The sequence below is a fragment of the Neptunitalea lumnitzerae genome (genome assembly GCF_027924185.1).
Lineage (GTDB): Bacteria > Bacteroidota > Bacteroidia > Flavobacteriales > Flavobacteriaceae > Neptunitalea > Neptunitalea lumnitzerae.
Window position 1 is genome coordinate 101,919 of record NZ_BRVO01000001.1, and the last position, 19,096, is coordinate 121,014.

The window sequence follows — 19,096 nt, forward strand, 5'->3', positions numbered from 1 at the left end:
GTAGATTATTTAGAGAACCAATTTTTTCCACGAATTCCAAATCGATAATTTAAAGAGAATAATCCCGCTGTTCTATCGCCCAAAAACTGAATTTCGGCACGTAATTGCCAATGATAATTGTATTGATATTGCCCGCCAACTACCATATTCCAAGGATGTTCAATAGCCTTCGTAAAGGCATAGTTTATATACCCATTTTCTACATCGTCTTCTAAACGAGTTAAGCCTTCTTCCAATAAATTGTATGGTATGGCATACTTAATTTGATCTACCGTACCTAAATTATTGTACCAATTGTCTAAACTAGTTTGCATTTCATTGATATGCGCTGGAGCATCAGGTGCCAAATCTAAAGCTCCAATAGAACCCTCTGTATCCCCATTAAAATGATTATACATGGCTCCAACCCAAAATGACACATTCATCTCAGGTTTACTATTGAATTTAAAAACAGGACCAGTTCTTAGTCCTGCCAACGATATTTTAGCTGGCTTATCTAACCTAGGATTATAACTATAAGTTTGGTTACCATCTAACGATACAAATACTGGCCCCACGGCTCCGGCAAGCATTGCTCCGTACCCAACATACGTTCCTGTAACCTCTGTACTAACGCTTAGCGGAAAAGGCTTCTCTAAATTAATATTGATATCTGCTTTCTTTGTTTTCCCTACAATGCCGTAAACATTTAAAAAAGGAAGTACCCATGCATCTAACCTCACATTATAAGTGCTGGTTTGTGCTTTAGTCTCATCAAAAACAACAAAATCACTAATGTCAATCATAGTAGGACTTCCAGCATTGGTGTAATTACCAAAGCCCACCGCCATATTATCTAAAGCCAATTTTTGGTAACCTGCTAACGCATTAACCATCACACCAAAAGGTAGAGGAGGTCTTATTTTAACACTATGCACTTTAGCTCCCATAATAGGAAGCACATACGGATAAGGCTCACTAAAATAAATGGAATCTTCTACACTAAGATGTTTGTCTTGTGCAGTTACAATAGCCATACTAAACAGAATAGCTATTAACGTTATTAGTAGTCTGATTTTCATAGCACAATACCCCACTTCAGGACAACCCCACAAAGTTTCATTAAATATTTAATTCTTATTTAAAGGCAACCCCTCTTTGCTTTGGCTGCACTGTAGTATAGCTCCATGTTTTTCAGTTCTTATGAAACCATATCTTAAACATTCTACCAGGTAACAACAGCACCTGTTTACCATCATAAAATATTGTTTTATAAAATTTTGTAGTAACGTGAACTACGAGCCCCAAAACCCAATTACACGCTCTATCGTCCAAAAGGCTGCTACACTACCAATAGCATACGCAGGTGCTTTTTTAAGTACTAAAGGCCAATCTCTCTTTATGGCTATAAAACGTAATACTACTAAAACCAATAACACAAATACAATTTGCCCAACCTCTACTCCAATATTAAAAAATGCCAACGCTAATGGTATTTCATTTGTTGGCAACCCCACTTTACTCAAAGCTCCCGCAAAACCAAAACCATGCAACAACCCAAAAGTAAAGGCTACCAACCAAGGCTTCTTAGCTGTAAGCGTAGTTTCTCCGTTGGCAATTTTAATCATTTCAAAAGCTAAAAAAACAATACTCAATGCAATAACAGCTTCTACAGGAGCCCCAGGTACATTTGCATACCCTAACACTGCCAAACTAAGTGTTATACTATGAGCCAAAGTAAATGCCGTAATTGTTTTTACTATTTTCTTAAACCCTGAGGTTATAATAATAAGCGCTAATACAAAAAGCAGGTGATCTATCCCAAACCAAATATGCTCTACCCCCAACACCGTATAGGCTTTTATTACTCCCCATTTACTAGTAGTACCATCAAGCACGGTAGAAGCCTTATCTGGATGCAATACAAAGGTTGATTTTTCACCATTTAAATAAGAAACAGTCACCAACACATCTACCATTGTTTTATTCAGATTCACAATTTTTAAGTTGGTACCAGAAAGCGGCTTCTCTCCAGTTAATACAAATCTATTTAAAAATGCTCCTGCTACGGGCTTAGCCAATTGACTTTGTGATAACGTAAAACCATTATCAAACTCCGGATATATTTTTAAAATATAATCTCCATTGCCGGGTACTTTCCAAACCACGTCGTATTCATTTTCGGTAGCTTGGGTTATTTGTAAATATGCTGGCCTAATCTCGTGTGCTTGAAGTTTTACAGCAAATAAAAATACCACACCAACTATTAGATACCACTTCATTCTGTTTTGTTTTGTGCCAGTTCTTTAGAAGCAATAGCTTCTGACTTTATAATTACATGATACTTTTTCTTAAGCTCATTTAAAATAGCTTCTTTACCATCGTTTTCCATTTGATATTCATAATCGGCAGTAACCTTTTCTCGAACATCCTCAAAAGGCTGAATTTTTGGTTTTATCTGCTTTTCTATATACACCAAATGAACTCCAAATCCTGAAACTATAGGGCCATCCCAACGCCCTGTCTCAAGCGTTTTTAGTTGTTCAGCTACACCATCTCCCAATTCTCGATTAATATAAAAACTATCAACATTGGTAAATTCAAAATTAAGAGGAAATGCATCCCCTGCTTCTTTTAGTTGCTCTGCGGTAAGGTTTTCTTTTTCTTTTAAAATGTTCTTAGCTGCTACCATCGGGTTTTGATGATGATCTCCTGTAAAAATGATTTGTTTAAAGCTATATACATAATCTGACTGGTAATTGTCTTTATGTTTTTCGTAAAAAGCCAAAACATTTTCTTCTGTAGCAGGTGCAACCATGGTAGACAAATCATTCCCCAGAAATTCCATTTTCTGAGCAAGCCTTCTTTTTACAATTTCATCGTTATGATCTAAGTTTAATTTTAAAGCCTCACGGTACAGCACTTCCTGCTCTACATACCTATCTATTAATCCTTGTAACTCTTCAGCAGTTGGTGGTCTATGCCATTGCAACTGCCAAAGCTCTGCCATGTGTGCAACGTCCTCTTTATCTACAATTATATCTTCATTGTTACTACGCTCATTTACCAAGCCATACACTACAAACAAAACAGCACCTATCAGAAAAAAATGAACCAGCGGTTCTTTTAAAAGTTTCTTCATTTATTTTTTTATTGAATTATAATAGATAGGGGAACTGTAAACTCTTTCTTGAATGGTAGGTTCATGCCCTGTTTCTTTATAATCAATCCCAAGTTCAATAGCATCTAAAAGAGAATACCTAGGAGTAGGAATTTCTAAAGTACGTACGTAATAAAAAGCATTCTGATTTGCATTAAAATCAGGATCTGTCCAAAATACACTAAGTTCAGGAGCACCAATTGTGTTGGTGTACTTTCCTGTTTTAAGATCAACCGTATTTCCTACTTTCGTTTTTCCATCGGTTCTACCCCCTGATAAGGCTACATCATATATTTTTTCTTCTGCTACTCCTTTATCATTCACCCAGCCTTTTACCACTTGAATTCTATCTAAATTAGCTCCATCAGGGTCTTTAATTGCTGAAATTAAAAATCCAGGAGCTGCTCCGTTGGTTGGCTTATATAAATCTCCTCCCATTGGTACACCTTTGCTATACCCGTTTGTTACCATATGAGCTCCTAAATCTTCTTTTGTAAACTGAAAACTTCCAAATACACGAAGCGTTATACGAGGTCCGGTAGTAGCGTAAACTTCTTTTCTTTGAAAAGCATCTACAATACTTTGGCGGGTATTACTCTCTGCCCAAACACCAACCCATCCGGCTGCTCCCATATCCCAACCTTTAGAAGAACCGATACCTGTAGGATGTGATCTTTTAGAAGGTTCAGAATCGTGTTGACCTTTCCCAGCAAAATTATTCTCTTCTATGGCAGACATTCCTGTATGTGCATCGGTACTACCAACAAATCCAATCTTATAAGGGTTTAATCCTATTTTTTCTTCTAACTCTAAACCAACTTTTAAACCCGAACGCACATAATCAGCTTTTGTTGGTTTAGGACGGGCTCCATCTGGAGTTAAGGCAAAATCGTACGTTTCAAAATCTGCAAACTCATCATTTGGTGACAAAATAGGGTGTGCCTCAGAATCTCCTTTTATTTGCGTAATCTCTACGGAACGTTCCCATTTCATACGTTGCGCAGCATATGCTCTATCTATGGGCTGTCCGTTTAAACGAGTTTCAGCAAACATAAGTCCTAAACTTATATTAGGGTTGTGAGGTATTGCCACAAATTCAGCTCCCGTTTTTTTACTTGTAGCTTCTAACCAATTCCATAAATCTTCTGGGTTATCACTATCCAAGGCACTGTAAGGTATAAACTGTTTAGCAACATCGCCACCCTGCGGCATAAATACAACACGGTGAAGGTTTGCCCCTCTATTGTTAGAAGACCACTCCCAGCCTATTAATGTAGTAAACTTACCAGGATCGTTATAACGTTCTGCTGTTTCTATATACCTATGCCAAGCTTGCATTACTTTTTCTCCACCAATATCATTTACTAAATCTTTCGCGGTTAAATTTGCTTCATTTGGTTGATCAAATGCAGCGTAATTTAAAATATCATAGATTTTTTGAAGATTCTTCTCCGACTTATTAGGTGCTATATCTAAAAAAGTCTTTCCTGTTTTGGTATCTGAAATACCAGGCACATCCTGATACATTAAAGGGATAGACCCTAATAGTTCTGCGTGATCTGCTACCACCAGAAAATCCAATGGCTTAGACAGTTTCCAAGGTTTGCCTGTAGTAGGACTTTCTACCTCTTCCCCTCTGGCAAATTTATAGGCAATTTCAGGAGTAGAATTTGGTGTACCAAATAAAAACACGTCAAACGAATTACCCGTATGATTGTGTGTATCTCCCCAAAATACCTTTTTCTCAGGAAACGAGTCTACTTTAGATTCCTTTACTTCAGTAGCCGTTACTTCTTCTGGCTTTTTCTCAGTTTTGGTATCACAGCTTACAAGAACAACTAAGCCAAGCATACCCAGTAATAGTTTTTTCATAACATTTTTTTTAGTAGGTTATAGCAACAATCTTTAGTACTCTAAAGGCTGCAAAAAAACAGTAAATAAGGGGTGTGACTAAAGCCTACCCTTATCGTATTAAAATAAAAGTTGTATTTACTTACTAAAAATACGAAAAAAATATACTTAACTAAAAATCAGTATGTTAAATTATTTTTATACAACTAACTTAAAAACCTAAAAACGGTATACACAATAAGCCTTTACAAAAAATGGAGTTCCTGGTGTAAAGTGTATTTCTTCTACAGAAGTAGTTTCATTTTGCAATCTTGATTCTGTTGCAAATTGCGTTTCGTTCCAATCTACATCAAATAAATTCTGTATTTGAACACCTAAATCGAACTGTTTAAACGTATATCCTACATTAAAATCTACAACCGTATAACCATCTGCTACTATAGAATTATCTTCATTTGCAGGTCTATCTCCTAAATATCTTAGGTTAAGCCCTCCATACATACCTGAATCGTGTTTTACATTAAGGCCACTAACCAATGTATATTCAGGAGCCAGCGGTATGTAATCTTCCCCCGTAGGTTCATCAATAGCTCGTGCTTTTGTATAGTTTGCATCTATATTCCAAAATAACCATTTTACAGGCTGGTATCGCACGCTTACATCTACTCCTTGTCTACTGGTTTTGCCACTAGGCTCTACAACACCAGCATCTCCAACATATACAAACTCTTGGTCTAAGTACAAATTCCAATATGCCATGTTTAAAAATATATTGGGCACAGGTTTCCATATATACCCTACATCTAAACCATAGGCACTTGGTAAAATTTTCTTTCCATCTTGTACCACTACCACCCTTGTATCGTTAGAGTGGAAACCTTTACCACTCTTTACATAAGCTTGAAAATTATCGGTAGCGTTATAGAAAACATTTAGTTTAGGGCTTAGCGTACTTTCTGAAACCGCTTGCGTTTCATAATTGGTTTGCAAGTAATCGTTGTACTGAAAATTAAAATAATCGGCACGTAGCGACGGATTAATGATCCATCTTCCCATTTCAAAAGTTACGTTTACATAGCCCCCCATATTAGTTTCGTTAATATCACCTTGTTGTATATAATTCAAGGTTTCTGATCTATTAACTGTATGTGCCAACTCATTACCTGTACTTACATCATTACGTAAACTAAAACCTGCCTGCCAATTGATGCGTGTATTATTAAATACCTTAGAATGATTATACTCGGTTTGTAAACCATATAAATTTCTACTTTCCTTTTGTTTAATCTGATCACCGTTTATAGGGTCCTCCAAGAAAAAAGTAAAATTAGAATACAACTCAAAATCGTAGTGACTATAAAAAACGGTATTTTTTATAAAAGAATGTTCATCTAAAATCTTATCATAACGTATACTCAAATTGGTTCGGTCAGTAAGTCCACCTTCGGTATCGTCTATAGCTCCAAACCTACCAATAAGTCCGCTATCTACAGCACGCTGCGGTATTTGTCCAGAAGCATCCCAACTACTCGTAAAATGAGATAATAATACTTGTAATTTATCTTCCTCTGTAATATCACCTGTATATTTTGCAAATAAGTTGATTCTATTAAAGTTTTGAGAACTATCAAAATATCCATCAGTGGCTAAATACTCCGTAGCTACATAAGCATGATGATCATGTGTATTTAATACATTAAACATCCCTAACAATCGCCACGAATCAAACTGACCACCCTCAAGCTTAACACTGCTGTTTTGTAATTGATTTTTAGTTGTAAAGTTTACATAAGCTGCTGTACTAAAATTACCTTTATCTGCATAATATGGTCCTTTTCCAAAATCAATATTATCAATGGTTTCCGGAATCACAAAATGCAAATCTGCATATCCCTGCCCATGAGCATGTGAAACCATATTTACTGGCATATCATCTACGGTTATAGCAATATCGGTTCCGTGGTCTAAGTCAAATCCTCTTAAAAACATCTGTTCCGATTTACCCCCACCTGCATGCTGACCAATAAAAAGTCCTGGTACTTTTCTAAGCACATCTTGCGAAGAATTTACCGGATTCATTTGTATATCTATATCGGTAATTAAACGCAATGCATTTATCTTATTACCAATAGTAACCTCAGCTAGCTCAATATCTTTTTCCTTTACTACTACTACAAGTTTATCAAGAGAAGAAACTACCAATTTTTGCTCTGTATACCCCATTAATACAAATTGAAGTGTATCACCTATCTGTACATTGTTTAGCTCAAACACACCTTCTTCATTGGTATGTGCATGTGTATTCTTTTCCAGATTTAGAACATATACATTAGCTAAAGGATTTCTTTTGCTGTTGGTAACAACCCCAGTAAAAAGTTGCGCTAAGAGTGTAGATGGTACTAACAATACACCTACCACCATAAGTAGTTTGAAATAGAGATGGTTCATAAGACTGATTTTTTTCTTTTGAACCAAAAGTAAGATTAATCTTAATTTAAGATTAATAAAAGAAGCTTTTTAACTTTTTTAAATAAGGAAACAAAAGGTAAAATTTAAAAAACCTTTGTCTACTTCTCTTCAGTAGCAGCTTTTATTTTATCTGCTATTTCTGTAGCTAATTTACGCCCCCATAACTGGCCAATCTGTGATGATTCTTGCATAATCATAGGTGTTTTTTCCACAAGTTTTTTTCCAATATCAGAATTATAAAAAGCAATCAATTGGTCTAAGTCTTCCATGGTAAAATGCTTCTTATAAACAGGGGTTAACATGGCTACCAAATCTTCTAACGGTTGGTTTCTCAGATCATCTTTTACCGCTTCCAGCAGTTTTAATACACTATCGTTACCAGAATTCTGCTGTTCATACATTGCAAAAATATTCTCTATACTCGCTTTAAAAACAGCTTCGGTTCCTCCAACTTTTAAGAGCTCATGTACTTTAGCCTCATAGGCGACCGCGCTTTCTTCATTTTGAGCGCATACCCCTTGAAGAGTAACAATAATAAATAGTAGTAAAAAAACTTTTTTCATGCTGGGTTATTTTCTTCCTTTATAATAATCCGTATGTTAAACCTAATTGTACTACAGACGATTTTAACTCGTCTCTAATCAATACACCATAGCTATAACGGGCACCTAATTTTAGTTTTTTAGTCAAATAGAAACCTGCATCAAGGTTTAAGTTTAAACCCAACTTATCCCTATCCTCTTCCTCGTAAAAATCTTCTACATCTACACCATCTAAGTTAATATCCATTCCTTCAATAGCTGCGGTGGCATCCATAGACCTATCAAGAGCATAGGATATCTGTGGACCAATAGCTACATCAAACCTGCTCAGTTTTAGGCGAAACATTAAAGGGGCAGCAACTATCATTTCTGTAGCTTGCACATTTACTTCACCATTAATTGTAATAGGTATTTGATAATCTAATAAGTCTAATAAATCATTTACATCACCATCGGCACTTGCTGTTTGGTAAGAAAATAAAAGCTCTGGAGCAAAACTTAGCTTTACCCCTACAGGCACACTTACAAAAGCACCTGCATAAAAACCAAAACCACCATCATAATCAGCATAAATATCTCTGTCGCCCACATACTTATAAGTAGCATAATTACCACCTGCAGTAAATCCGAAATCTAAACCGTCTTGGGCTTGGAGGGTTAATGTTGAAAATAGTCCGAAAAAAGCGCAAATGTTAAGTAGTATTTTTTTCATGAAGTTAAGTAGTTAGTTAGTAATTATTTTGGTTGGTTAAACGTAAAAATAATCATTCTGTAAGAATAAACTACACCACTGTTAAAAATTAGGAACTTCATAAAAACTCCCCATAAAAATTACACATAAAAAACCCCGAAACAATATTTCGGGGTATTACTCTTATTTTCTTATATACTTACGAGGCTACTCTGGGGTTCCAAACCGTACAAAGCATTCCTTCGCTTGCCTTCTTAGGATGTGCACAATTATCTGTTTGAAATTTAGAACATTTCAAACAATCTGAATCTCTATGTAATACCGCTCTAAACTCATACGCATTACACACCTGATTTTCACTAGTAACTATTTCTTGTACGCTACACAACTGCCCGTTTACATGATGTTCACAGTTACCACAACATTCTGCTAATTTAATTTCCATAACGCTACTTTTTATATTTTCATTTAAAATACACAAAAGAGCACTCAAAAACAATCTTAAAACACTATTAACCAATCATTTATAATTAGATTAATTATAAACAAATAATCATTGTCCTATTATACACCAAGAATTTTAGCATCTACAAAAAAGGTAGAGTTTACAGTAATGTAATGGTCAGAAGATATTAACTCATCAGTAGTAGTTGTAAGTTGTAGACTAAACTCATCTTTTTTAATATACTCCTTAATATCTTCATTGGTTGTATCCAATTCTAAAAACACGGTACCATCATTAGCTATGTTTTCTTTCCAGGCTATTTTCATATCCGCAAGACCATCTGCAGCAATAAACACTTCAATATCTGTTAAAAAATTAAAATTACCATCAACCGGGTTGGTAAGCGTTAACGTTAATTTGGTTAACTTAATTTCTTCAACAAGGTCTTTTCTTGTATCATTAACCTCAAAAGTTGACTCAGAATTGGTAGTCATCTGCGGAGTATTGATGGTAAATGGCAAATTAACTACCGAAGAAGCTGGTATTACCACTTCCTCTTCAAAGTCCATATTAAATTGGGTTAAATCATCTATTACATCACAGCTTGTTATACATATAACAACTGCAAAAAGCAGTAAGATTTTTTTCATTATTTAGGAAAATTTGGGGTTTACTATTTATCTATATAAAATCTAAACTATTGTTTTTTATTCATATTCCCTAATTTTCATATTCCTTTAACCCTTTTTAAGAAGCCACTAATACAAGCTTGTAAACAAATTTTGTAATTTGAAATTATGAATCATAAGACTATAAATAATAAAAAAATACCTGAAACAATTTTAGAGGAGGCTTTAATTGCATTATCACATTACCCTGAACTAAAGGATGTTTCTATAGAGTTTAGGTTTAAAAAGAATATTAAAAAATCTTTTATGCAAGCACAACCTAAATTCAGTTCATTATTATCATCTAGAAGAAAAAGAAAGTATTTCATTTTTATGAATACTCGCTTACACATAGATGGGGAAGATATTACGGTTACAGATGTACCAAAAGAAGTATTGGTAGGTTGGCTAGGACATGAACTAGGTCATGTGATGGATTATTTAAACCGTAATACTTGGAATTTGATTGTATTTGGATTGAAGTATATTTTTATAGGCAAACATATTCAAGAAGCAGAGCGCGCAGCAGATACCTTTGCCATACAGCATGGCATGGTAAATTATATATTAGCTACCAAAAATTTCATATTAAATCATGCTAATATATCTCCGGAATACAAGGCACGTATTAAACGTTTATACTTGTCTCCCGAAGATATTATGCAATTGGTGAATGAGTCTTAAGACTTCACCAATTGCTTTACAAAATCTTCCCATTTCGCAAATTTCTCTTCATTCATAACACGCTCCATTTTTACTTGCCCTCCTTTTTTCTTGTTATGGTTACTCCATTCATGAAAAACTTCAGTATTTACTTTGGTTACTTTTACACCTTTAAGCGCCTTACTACGTGCTACACCATAATTTTTATTAGCGTCTTTTAAAGCACTATCTAAAGCTTCTGCCAAAGTTGTTTCGTCTGGTGCATTTACAGAGTTGGTTCCTAAATACCAATGATGGTGAAATTCTCCATCAATTCTAACTGCTGCCAAGGTAAACTCTGGTATTTCTATGTCATATTTTTCTTCTAATGCATTCACAGCATCATTCATTTTATTTACAGAAAGTTGAGACCCCACAACGTTTAAGAAAAACTTGGTTCTACCTGTAATTTTAATTTCAGCTCTTTCTACATCGGTAAATTTAATGGTATCCCCAATTAGGTATCGCCACAAACCAGAAACAGTACTAATTAGTAAAATATAATCTTTTTCAGGTTCTACTTCATCTAATGTAATTACTGGAGCATTATTATCTATAGAACCATCTTCATTAATATATTCCGCCTTAAATGGTACAAACTCAAAATAAATACCATTCCCTGTAATTAACTTCATTGCTGTAGTTTCAGGGCGTTGCTGACAAGCAATAAATCCTTCTGAAGCAAGGTATGTGTCAATTATGGTAATAGGATGCGCTAATAACGCGTTAAAACTCTTCTCATAAGCATCAAAGGCTACCCCGCCACTTGTATATACTTGTAAATTGGGCCAAACATCATGAATTGTGTCTACATTATGGTATTCTATAACCTTTTTCATCATTAATTCCATCCAAGATGGTATTCCACTTAAAGCTCCAATATCCCAATTCTTGGCATTCTCTGCTATCCTTTGTACACGCTCATCCCAATCATCTATTTTTGCAATATCTTCTCCTGGTTTATAATATCCTTTAAACCAAAACGGAATATTACTGGCACTAATACCACTAATCTCGCCTTCTAAATGTCCGTCTTTTTCTGTTAGATCTGTAGAGCTACCCAACATCATTATTTCTTTCTCAAAAAAGTCTACCGGCATATCAAAATTAGCCAAAGCTCCCACCTGTGTAATCCCTGCTTTTTTAATTGAGTCTACCATTTCATCGGTTACCGGAATGCGTTTGCTTTTTTTACCTGTAGTACCAGAGCTCAAAGCATAGTAAGAAGGTATTCCCGGCCACGTAACATCACGCTCCCCTTCATGATATCTATACCACCATTCACGGTTCATTTGGTGATATTCAAAATAAGGCACTTTCTCTGCAAATGCCTTTTCTATATTTTCGCTTGCTAAAATACTTTCAAAATCGTAGTGCTTTCCAAAGGCAGTATCTTTAGCAGTTTCTAATAAATGTTGTAGTGTTTCTTGCTGTTCCTCAACAGGATGTGATTCTGGAGTTACCTTATCTTTAATATCAATAAGTCCCTTTATAATAGATCCAAAAAATGACATAGTTATAGCTTTTAAGTTTCTTTATAAAGTTACTCTTAACCAGCCAACTATTGAATTAAAGAAATACTAATAAAAGCTAAAAAGTTGTAAAAATTACTGTCCAATTTCTTGGGCATTGAACTCGGTTAACTCACCATCCTCAAAACCGGCGGTAATTTCAATAGGGTTGCAACATACCTCGCAGTCTTCTACGTAGGTTTAAAAAATTTCAAAACTTCTAAAATTTATTTCTTATAATTAAAATATTTAGCTTTAATTTGTAACCCTTGTATAAGGTTAAATAAGTTGGTTATGAAAAAATACCTATCACTTTCTGAAACTGCCGAGATGTTCAACAAAAGTAAAGAAACTTTAAGAAGATGGGATAAAGAAGGCATTTTAAAGGCAGTTAGAGAGCCAGTATCTAATTATAGAGTCTACAAAAAAGAAGATATAGAAACATTATTAGGAAATTTCTTAGATGATATAGAAGAAGACAATACAACAAATTATGTTGAACCTGAAAATGAATACTCTGTCCTTGAGCTATTTGCAGGTGCAGGCGGACTAGCAATAGGATTAGAAAAAGCAGGTATTAAGTGTACTGCATTGAATGAGATTGATAAATGGGCTTGCCAAACTCTACGTAAAAATCGACCTTTATGGAATGTTTTAGAGGGTGATATAAAGGACTTCAATTTTAGCCATTTAAAGGGATCAATAGACGTAGTAACAGGCGGGTTCCCTTGCCAGGCTTTTAGTTATGCAGGGAAAAAGCTAGGTCTTAAAGATGCAAGAGGTACACTATTTTATGAATTTGCAAGAGTAGTAAATGAAGTTAAACCGAATATTTGCATAGGGGAAAATGTAAGAGGTTTGCTCAGCCATGAAAAAGGTAAAACACTTCAAGGTATGATTTCTATTCTTGACGAAATTGGGTATAGGGTTGCTCCTATTAAAGTTTTGAAAGCTATAAATTATAAAGTTCCACAAAAAAGGGAACGTCTAATTTTAGTTGGTGTTAGAAAAGATATTGAAATCGAATACAATTATCCTACTCCATATAGAAAAATCTATAATTTAGAAGACGCTCTAAAAAAAGGAAGTTTATACAAATGTGATGTACCAAAGTCAGATGGTGCAAAATATCCTGAATATAAAAAAGAAGTTCTAGACTTGGTTCCACCAAAAGGTTATTGGAGAGATTTGCCATTAGATATTCAAAAAAAATATATGGGAGGAAGCTTTCATCTTGGAGGAGGAAAAACTGGTATGGCACGAAGAATAGGATGGGATGAGCCATCACTAACTCTAACATGTAGTCCCGCACAAAAACAAACTGAAAGGTGTCATCCTGAAGAAACTAGACCATTTACAGTTCGTGAATATGCCCGAATCCAAACTTTTCCAGATGAATGGGAATTTTCGGGCTCAGTTGCTCAACAATACAAACAAATTGGCAATGCTGTTCCTGTTAACTTGGGCAAAGAAATAGGATATTCTATAATTAAATTTCTTAACGAATATTATAATTCATCAAAACCTAAATAATAACTATAATTTTCAAAAGTAATTTGGTCAAGAATAGTTCGCTCACTATTCTCTATACCTTCTTTGATTTCCGAAATAGCAGAATTATCATTATTCTGCTTATCGGTTTTTGCTGTTATCAAAAAATCATCAATTGCTATCGGCAAAGCCTTATATAGTTCATACAATGCTTTTTCTCTTCCCGTAAGCAATGAATAAAATTGATCTCCAGAAATTTTGAAAACTCTACTATGACTATATTCTTTACCATTGATATCACCCACCCAGTGTTCACTAAAACTATTTTTAGCTAAAATTTGCACCCAATAACATTTAGCCTTCTTATAATCATCTGCATATCTTGCAAGTTTTTGAAAAAGCGCCTCTGCAGAACTACTATTCATTGTATTATGCTTATTTTTTATATCAGCAAACAATGTATCATCATTCGCTTTTATATCAAAACCACTTAAATTACCTTTCTCATATCCAGATATCCCTCCCAAAACTTCTTCATGAAAAGTACCAATTGAATTATTAATCGACTTATCAACTTGTCTAAGTATTTCTGCTTCAATAATCTTTTCCTGATTAAGATTATTGAATTTTGAATCAAATGTCAATTTAATCGTATCTACTTTATTACTGTAAAGCTTCTTTTTGGATATCTTTTCCTTAGCTTTTACATACGATTTATGCAGATTTGATATACAATTAAGCAAATGTTCATCTGAGATAAACTCTACATATTTATTTTTCATACGGTAATATTAAGATTTCTCTTTATTTGTAAATATAAAAAAATTACTGTCCAATTTCTTGGGCATTGAACTCGGTTAACTCTCCATCCTCAAAACCGGCGGTAATTTCAATAGGGTTGCAACATACCTCACAGTCTTCTACGTAGGTTTGTTTGCGCACAGAAGTATCAAGCAACATTGATATTTCTTCCCAACAATAAGGACACTGAAAAAAATGTTCTTCCATGATAATTTTTATCGAAATATACAGAAATTAAACATTTAAAACTGGAAGTAAATAAACGGCTGAAAATCGGTAGAGAAAGCTTGGTAACAAATAACACCTACAACAGCTGCTAAGACAACCTTTACAGGTGCCGGACTTTTACCATACAACTCTTCAATTTTATCTTTTGTGCTATATGGCAACCAATGCGCTATATACCCCAACAGCATCACCCAAAACACCATCTGATAGTTTACTAGAATATCCCATGCATGTACCCAATCCATGTTATTGGCTACCTGGTGGTACCAACGCTGAATATGATCCATACTCTCCCCTCTAAAGTAAATACGTGTAAAGGTGATAAACAGAAAGGTAAAAAACACCTTCCAAGCATGTACTAACCAATGCTTACTGTTTTCATACGGACTAATCTTTCGCCAGAATTTATAGGTTACAATACCCACACCATTAAGGCCTCCCCATATTACAAACTTCCATGAGGCTCCGTGCCACAACCCACCTATAAGCATGGTAAGCATTACATTGATATTGGTATTAATATGATTTCTTATGACTGGTGAAACATACGCTGCAGCCACTGCAGCCAATACCAGGGTAGGAATCATTATATAAACAAACGTATTACCAAAAGCCAACATGACACCTCCTAGAATAATAGCTATAATAATGTACGTAGCAGTAGTTCCTTTTCGGTTTCCTCCCAAGGGTATGTACAAATAATCTCGTAACCAAGTAGAGAGTGATATATGCCAACGCCTCCAGAAATTACCAGCACTAGTAGCCTTATAAGGCGAATCGAAGTTTTTAGGTAATTCAAACCCCATTAACAATGCCAAACCAATGGCTATATCTGTATACCCAGAAAAATCACCATAAATCTGTAACGAATAGCCTATCATAGCCATTACATTGGCAAAACCAGAAAACATTTCCGGTGCATCAAACACACGGTCTAAAAAATGCATAGCTATAAAATCGGCAAAAATCATTTTTTTTATAAGCCCTTTTAAAATCATAAAAGTACCCCTATTAAAATCTGATACCGATACCTCTGTTGGCTTGGTTATTTGTGGTACAAAACTTTCTGCACGCACAATAGGCCCGGCTACTAACTGTGGAAAGAAACTCACAAAAAAGCCAAAATCTACAATAGATTTAAGCGGTTTTAAATTACCTCTGTAAATATCTACGCTATAACTTATGGTTTGAAATGTATAAAACGAAATACCTACTGGAAGAATTATTTTATCTACAGTAAAGTAACTTTGACTAGCAAAACCATTACCCCAATGTGCCAACCAATTAAACACCTTTAAATCACTATGAAATAGGTAATTGAAAGAATCGGTAAAAAAGTAAGCATACTTAAAATAGCAGAGTACCAGTAAATTTATACACACACTGGTTACCACCAACACCTTTCGCTTTACATTACTTTTACTGTTGTAGATGGTTCTACCTATAAAAAAATCTACTAGCGTACTAAAAATTAGAATACCAATAAACAACCCACTTGTCTTGTAATAAAAGAGCAAAGATATTGCAAACAAGTAAGCATTTCTGAGTGCTATTTTTTTATAAATACTAGCGAATATAACATACACCCCAGTAAAAAATAACCAGAAATCTACCTGCGTAAACATCAAGGGAGATTCCCCATAAAAATTGAAAAATTCAAGGAATCTTTGTAGTCTATTCATCTAAAGTTTTAAAATGAGTTAGTAAACTTTCTTCTGGTCGGTTGGTTGTTTTTTCCCATTGGCGCACCATAGCACTTAATAGTAAATCTGCTTTAATGCTATACCCCAAATGGGTGAAATGAATGCGGTCTCTAGGCATTAGGTGTTTTCTATACCAATTCTGAGAAGACCCTAAGCCTCCCATTACCGAATAAAAATCCCACACTGCCATCTGATATTGTTGTGCTAATTCTAAAATAATTTTCTGCTCTCTTTGCGTATTTTTATTAGCATACTTTCTTTTAAAATAAGAATCATTAGGTACCGTTAAAAGTATAGCACATTCTGGGTTTACGCGCTGAATCATTTGTATAAATGCTTCGTAGTTTTCACGAAACTTATCATCATCAAAATGATAGGTATACCCGTCATTTGTACCTAGAGAAATAATAAACAAATCTGGCTCATACAACTTCAGTTGCTGCTCAAAATAAGCACAACGGTTATACGATTTAAAGCTAGCCCCGTTAACGCCAATACTGGTATATTCTATACCTGGCTCATCATTCATAAACTCCATTCCCATTAAATGAAAACTGGTATGATTTTGCCCTACTCTATCTGGTTTTAAACGTACTTCTACAGCCACTGAGTCTATGTCTGTTTTAAAGTTAAACTGTGTGTAAGAATAGATGCTGTCGGTAAAGGATTCTTGCACCAAATTTTCTTCTATAATACGTACCTCATAATCATCATCCCAAGTATTATAAAAAACACGTAGTTTATCGTAGCAATAGTCTTTATCGGTATAATTTTTATAATTCGATTTTACAAAAATAGTATCTACTTCATCTTTAAAAACAGCCGTTATCCCTGCTAATCCCCAAGGCACACTATCTCTTCTAGAGCATCTGTATCCTTTCCATTTCTCATTATCGGCCTCTATACGGTAATTTGTTGGGTTATTAGTATGTGCTAAATGGTACGGAAATACAAACCCACGCTGACTAATACTTACATCATTCATATTTTGTAAATAGGTGCGCAGCTTATTAGAGTAAATGTCCGCTTGTATATGAGACCCCCCTATATGAAACACGTGTAGCTTCTTTTTATCTCCGCTATACAAACTATCTAATTGACTAAAAAAGTAAGCAAAATACGGTGAGTCATCTGCAAACTTTAGCGTATTTTCATTAAAATCTATAAGCTTAGGGTCTGCTTCTTTAATACTATCCAATACATAATGTTGTGCATAACTAAAGGTACATATACCCATAAGCAGCACTGCTAAAATCTTCTTCATATATTACGTTCCGTTTTCATTTATTTGCTCTTTCATTTCGCTAGCCTGTGGCTCACTGCCAGATAAGTCTAAATAGAGTGCTATAAAAAACAACTCCGATATAATTTTGGTCCCCTTAGGCGTAAAGTGGGTATAATCTGTTCCTGCCAAGCCTTGGTCTACCCAGTGCTCCATCGCATTTTCGCCACCCATGGCATGAAACATATCCCAATAGGCAATATCATTAGAAAGGCATGTTGCCTTTAATTTTTCATTTAGATAAGGTAACAATTCATAGGTGAAAAATTCTCCGTCTTTAGAGGTCGTCATATCAGAAGGCCCTATGAATAAAATACTAGCCTCGGGTGCTTTTCTTCGTACCCAGTTTACATTGGCTAATACATACCTACAATAATTAGTTACCCCAAGTGAATCTTTTAAATAAGGCACCGTATTTCCTCCGTATTGAAAAATAAATACATCCGGATTCAAATTGTTTACCATACTACTGTAGTTAGGCTCTGATAACTTTGTAAATACAGTACCAGAAGCACCTCGCATTGCTACATTATCTAACGTAACCCCTGTAGGACTATCTAAGGTTAATCCGTAAAAATCTGGACTAACCTTCCCAGTAAATTCAAATCGTAAATTGGTAGGTGTTTGTTTAAGGTTAATGGTTAACGCATGGTATAACGAATCTACTTTTAAAGAATCTTGTTTAATAAGTGTATCATTATTAAACACCTTTACACCTACTGGCATCACGGTATTTCCATAGTGCACTGTAACTTTAGAGAACTTTCTAAAATTAGCATACGTACGTTTAGAGTACCCTACTTTAAAAGAAGCCGCCACTACTGGCAAGCTATCTACATTAATACTATCTAAAGGAACTGTTAGCGGCTCTGTAAATCTAGATAAGGTAGTAAACACCCCGTACTTCTTATGCTCAAAACGAGATTGAGTGGGGTCAAAAGCTGCATAACGCAACCAATTATCGGTACATGTTACATCGGCACTTAATTGGTGATATACTTGTTTAATAGGAATAAACCCAGGACCATTACCGCCATAAATACCTTGTAAACGGTTACGCACGTAACCAGAAATACGGTCTCCTTCCAACTGCGAATCTCCATAATGAATTATACGCGTATGTGATTTTTTAAACTGTTCCTTTAGCTTCGCTAAAAACTCAGTCTTATTTTCAGGGTAGGCAATTCGCTGTATTTTAGAAGTATCTATTTTAGAAAAGTCGGGCACATTCACTTTTTGTACTGTAGTATCCACCACCACTTCTTCTGCTGTTTCTTCTTCCGGAAGGTCTTCTATATCGGCAACAATAGTTTCAATAGAGGTTACTATACTATCTATCTGCTTATTATCTTTCTTTTTCTTTGTTAACTTACGTTTGATATACGTTTCGGTAGTTGGATATTTAATGGTTACCCCCATTACTTGAAACCCTTCTGTCTCTTCTCCATTACTCATCACCTTTGTACTTAAAGCTGTAATGCCAAGCATTACCAGAAGTACAGCTACTACATAAAGGACTATTATTTTTGGTTTCATTGGTTTTCTTACGCTAAAAATCTAAAATACATTATTG

General features: G+C 34.9%; 17 protein-coding genes and 1 pseudogene. 2 read left to right on the forward strand and 16 right to left on the reverse strand.

All coding sequences use genetic code 11. The features are described 5' to 3' along the window. Nucleotides 1-5: 5 nt before the first annotated feature. The 9 genes from Y10_RS00395 to Y10_RS00435 all read right to left on the reverse strand — a co-directional run bounded on the left by Y10_RS00395 (nt 6) and on the right by Y10_RS00435 (nt 9,787). On the reverse strand, nt 6-1,061 hold the full coding sequence (locus Y10_RS00395) for a hypothetical protein (RefSeq protein ID WP_281763376.1): 1,056 nt from the start codon (nt 1,059-1,061) through the stop codon (nt 6-8). Nucleotides 1,062-1,274: 213 nt separating this feature from the next. Continuing rightward, nucleotides 1,275-2,261: a HupE/UreJ family protein gene (locus tag Y10_RS00400; protein WP_281763377.1), complete on the reverse strand. Its 987-nt coding sequence runs from the start codon at nt 2,259-2,261 to the stop codon at nt 1,275-1,277. Next, nucleotides 2,258-3,121, reverse strand: a complete 864-nt coding sequence (locus Y10_RS00405) for a peptidylprolyl isomerase (RefSeq protein ID WP_281763378.1) — start codon at nt 3,119-3,121, stop codon at nt 2,258-2,260. Before Y10_RS00405 ends, Y10_RS00400 begins: the two co-directional genes overlap by 4 nt. After that, nucleotides 3,122-5,011, reverse strand: a complete 1,890-nt coding sequence (locus Y10_RS00410; RefSeq protein ID WP_281763379.1) for a DUF3604 domain-containing protein — start codon at nt 5,009-5,011, stop codon at nt 3,122-3,124. It abuts the gene before it with no gap. Nucleotides 5,012-5,209: 198 nt separating this feature from the next. Next, on the reverse strand, nt 5,210-7,438 hold the full coding sequence (locus tag Y10_RS00415; RefSeq protein ID WP_281763380.1) for a TonB-dependent receptor: 2,229 nt from the start codon (nt 7,436-7,438) through the stop codon (nt 5,210-5,212). 119 nt (nt 7,439-7,557) lie between these two features. Further along, a complete protein-coding gene (locus Y10_RS00420) occupies nt 7,558-8,022 on the reverse strand; it encodes a DUF2059 domain-containing protein (protein WP_281763381.1) in 465 nt (154 codons plus the stop codon). Between the two features lie 19 nt (nt 8,023-8,041). Beyond that, nucleotides 8,042-8,713, reverse strand: a complete 672-nt coding sequence (locus Y10_RS00425; protein ID WP_281763382.1) for a porin family protein — start codon at nt 8,711-8,713, stop codon at nt 8,042-8,044. 178 nt (nt 8,714-8,891) lie between these two features. Further along, nucleotides 8,892-9,137 (reverse strand): hypothetical protein, encoded by a 246-nt coding sequence (locus Y10_RS00430; protein WP_281763383.1) that lies wholly within the window; start codon nt 9,135-9,137, stop codon nt 8,892-8,894. 119 nt (nt 9,138-9,256) lie between these two features. Beyond that, nucleotides 9,257-9,787, reverse strand: a complete 531-nt coding sequence (locus Y10_RS00435; RefSeq protein ID WP_281763384.1) for a hypothetical protein — start codon at nt 9,785-9,787, stop codon at nt 9,257-9,259. A 147-nt stretch (nt 9,788-9,934) separates the two neighbouring features. On the opposite strand from Y10_RS00435, the gene Y10_RS00440 reads away from it, so the two are divergent. Next, on the forward strand, nt 9,935-10,489 hold the full coding sequence (locus Y10_RS00440; protein WP_281763385.1) for a M48 family metalloprotease: 555 nt from the start codon (nt 9,935-9,937) through the stop codon (nt 10,487-10,489). On the opposite strand, the gene Y10_RS00445 is transcribed toward Y10_RS00440, so the two are convergent. Then, complete coding sequence (locus tag Y10_RS00445; RefSeq protein WP_281763386.1) at nt 10,486-12,021, reverse strand: GH3 family domain-containing protein; 1,536 nt, start codon at nt 12,019-12,021, stop codon at nt 10,486-10,488. The genes Y10_RS00440 and Y10_RS00445 overlap by 4 nt on opposite strands. Before the next feature lie 93 nt (nt 12,022-12,114). Further along, nucleotides 12,115-12,219, reverse strand: a pseudogene (locus Y10_RS00450) (CPXCG motif-containing cysteine-rich protein); the annotation flags it as partial. 87 nt (nt 12,220-12,306) lie between these two features. Here Y10_RS00450 and dcm point away from each other — a divergent pair. Continuing rightward, on the forward strand, nt 12,307-13,551 hold the full coding sequence (gene dcm, locus Y10_RS00455; protein WP_281763387.1) for a DNA (cytosine-5-)-methyltransferase: 1,245 nt from the start codon (nt 12,307-12,309) through the stop codon (nt 13,549-13,551). Here the strand turns inward: dcm and Y10_RS00460 are convergent. The 5 genes from Y10_RS00460 to Y10_RS00480 are packed head-to-tail and all read right to left on the reverse strand — an operon-like array spanning nt 13,527 to nt 19,059. Further along, on the reverse strand, nt 13,527-14,291 hold the full coding sequence (locus tag Y10_RS00460) for an Eco47II family restriction endonuclease (RefSeq protein ID WP_281763388.1): 765 nt from the start codon (nt 14,289-14,291) through the stop codon (nt 13,527-13,529). The two genes, dcm and Y10_RS00460, sit on opposite strands and share 25 nt — an antisense overlap. A 43-nt stretch (nt 14,292-14,334) precedes the next feature. Next, nucleotides 14,335-14,517, reverse strand: coding sequence for a CPXCG motif-containing cysteine-rich protein (locus Y10_RS00465; protein WP_281763389.1), 183 nt, complete (start codon nt 14,515-14,517; stop codon nt 14,335-14,337). 35 nt (nt 14,518-14,552) lie between these two features. Beyond that, entirely contained in the window at nt 14,553-16,220 is a 1,668-nt protein-coding gene (locus Y10_RS00470; RefSeq protein ID WP_281763390.1) for an MBOAT family O-acyltransferase, read from the reverse strand. Further along, nucleotides 16,213-17,505, reverse strand: coding sequence for a GDSL-type esterase/lipase family protein (locus Y10_RS00475; RefSeq protein ID WP_281763391.1), 1,293 nt, complete (start codon nt 17,503-17,505; stop codon nt 16,213-16,215). Before Y10_RS00475 ends, Y10_RS00470 begins: the two co-directional genes overlap by 8 nt. 3 nt (nt 17,506-17,508) lie before the next feature. Next, a complete protein-coding gene (locus Y10_RS00480; protein ID WP_281763392.1) occupies nt 17,509-19,059 on the reverse strand; it encodes a GDSL-type esterase/lipase family protein in 1,551 nt (516 codons plus the stop codon). Between the last annotated feature and the right edge of the window lie 37 nt (nt 19,060-19,096).

Bases quoted from the DNA above. Each gene is read 5' to 3' on its own strand.
- Y10_RS00395 (WP_281763376.1), bottom strand. From the start codon at position 1,061: ATGAAAATCAGACTACTAATAACGTTAATAGCTATTCTGTTTAGTATG.
- Y10_RS00460 (WP_281763388.1), bottom strand. From the start codon at position 14,291: ATGAAAAATAAATATGTAGAGTTTATCTCAGATGAACATTTGCTTAAT.
- Y10_RS00400 (WP_281763377.1), bottom strand. From the start codon at position 2,261: ATGAAGTGGTATCTAATAGTTGGTGTGGTATTTTTATTTGCTGTAAAA.
- Y10_RS00440 (WP_281763385.1), top strand. From the start codon at position 9,935: ATGAATCATAAGACTATAAATAATAAAAAAATACCTGAAACAATTTTA.
- Y10_RS00425 (WP_281763382.1), bottom strand. From the start codon at position 8,713: ATGAAAAAAATACTACTTAACATTTGCGCTTTTTTCGGACTATTTTCA.
- Y10_RS00405 (WP_281763378.1), bottom strand. From the start codon at position 3,121: ATGAAGAAACTTTTAAAAGAACCGCTGGTTCATTTTTTTCTGATAGGT.
- Y10_RS00410 (WP_281763379.1), bottom strand. From the start codon at position 5,011: ATGAAAAAACTATTACTGGGTATGCTTGGCTTAGTTGTTCTTGTAAGC.
- Y10_RS00465 (WP_281763389.1), bottom strand. From the start codon at position 14,517: ATGGAAGAACATTTTTTTCAGTGTCCTTATTGTTGGGAAGAAATATCA.
- Y10_RS00470 (WP_281763390.1), bottom strand. From the start codon at position 16,220: ATGAATAGACTACAAAGATTCCTTGAATTTTTCAATTTTTATGGGGAA.
- Y10_RS00415 (WP_281763380.1), bottom strand. From the start codon at position 7,438: ATGAACCATCTCTATTTCAAACTACTTATGGTGGTAGGTGTATTGTTA.
- Y10_RS00435 (WP_281763384.1), bottom strand. From the start codon at position 9,787: ATGAAAAAAATCTTACTGCTTTTTGCAGTTGTTATATGTATAACAAGC.
- Y10_RS00420 (WP_281763381.1), bottom strand. From the start codon at position 8,022: ATGAAAAAAGTTTTTTTACTACTATTTATTATTGTTACTCTTCAAGGG.
- Y10_RS00480 (WP_281763392.1), bottom strand. From the start codon at position 19,059: ATGAAACCAAAAATAATAGTCCTTTATGTAGTAGCTGTACTTCTGGTA.
- Y10_RS00445 (WP_281763386.1), bottom strand. From the start codon at position 12,021: ATGTCATTTTTTGGATCTATTATAAAGGGACTTATTGATATTAAAGAT.
- Y10_RS00430 (WP_281763383.1), bottom strand. From the start codon at position 9,137: ATGGAAATTAAATTAGCAGAATGTTGTGGTAACTGTGAACATCATGTA.
- Y10_RS00475 (WP_281763391.1), bottom strand. From the start codon at position 17,505: ATGAAGAAGATTTTAGCAGTGCTGCTTATGGGTATATGTACCTTTAGT.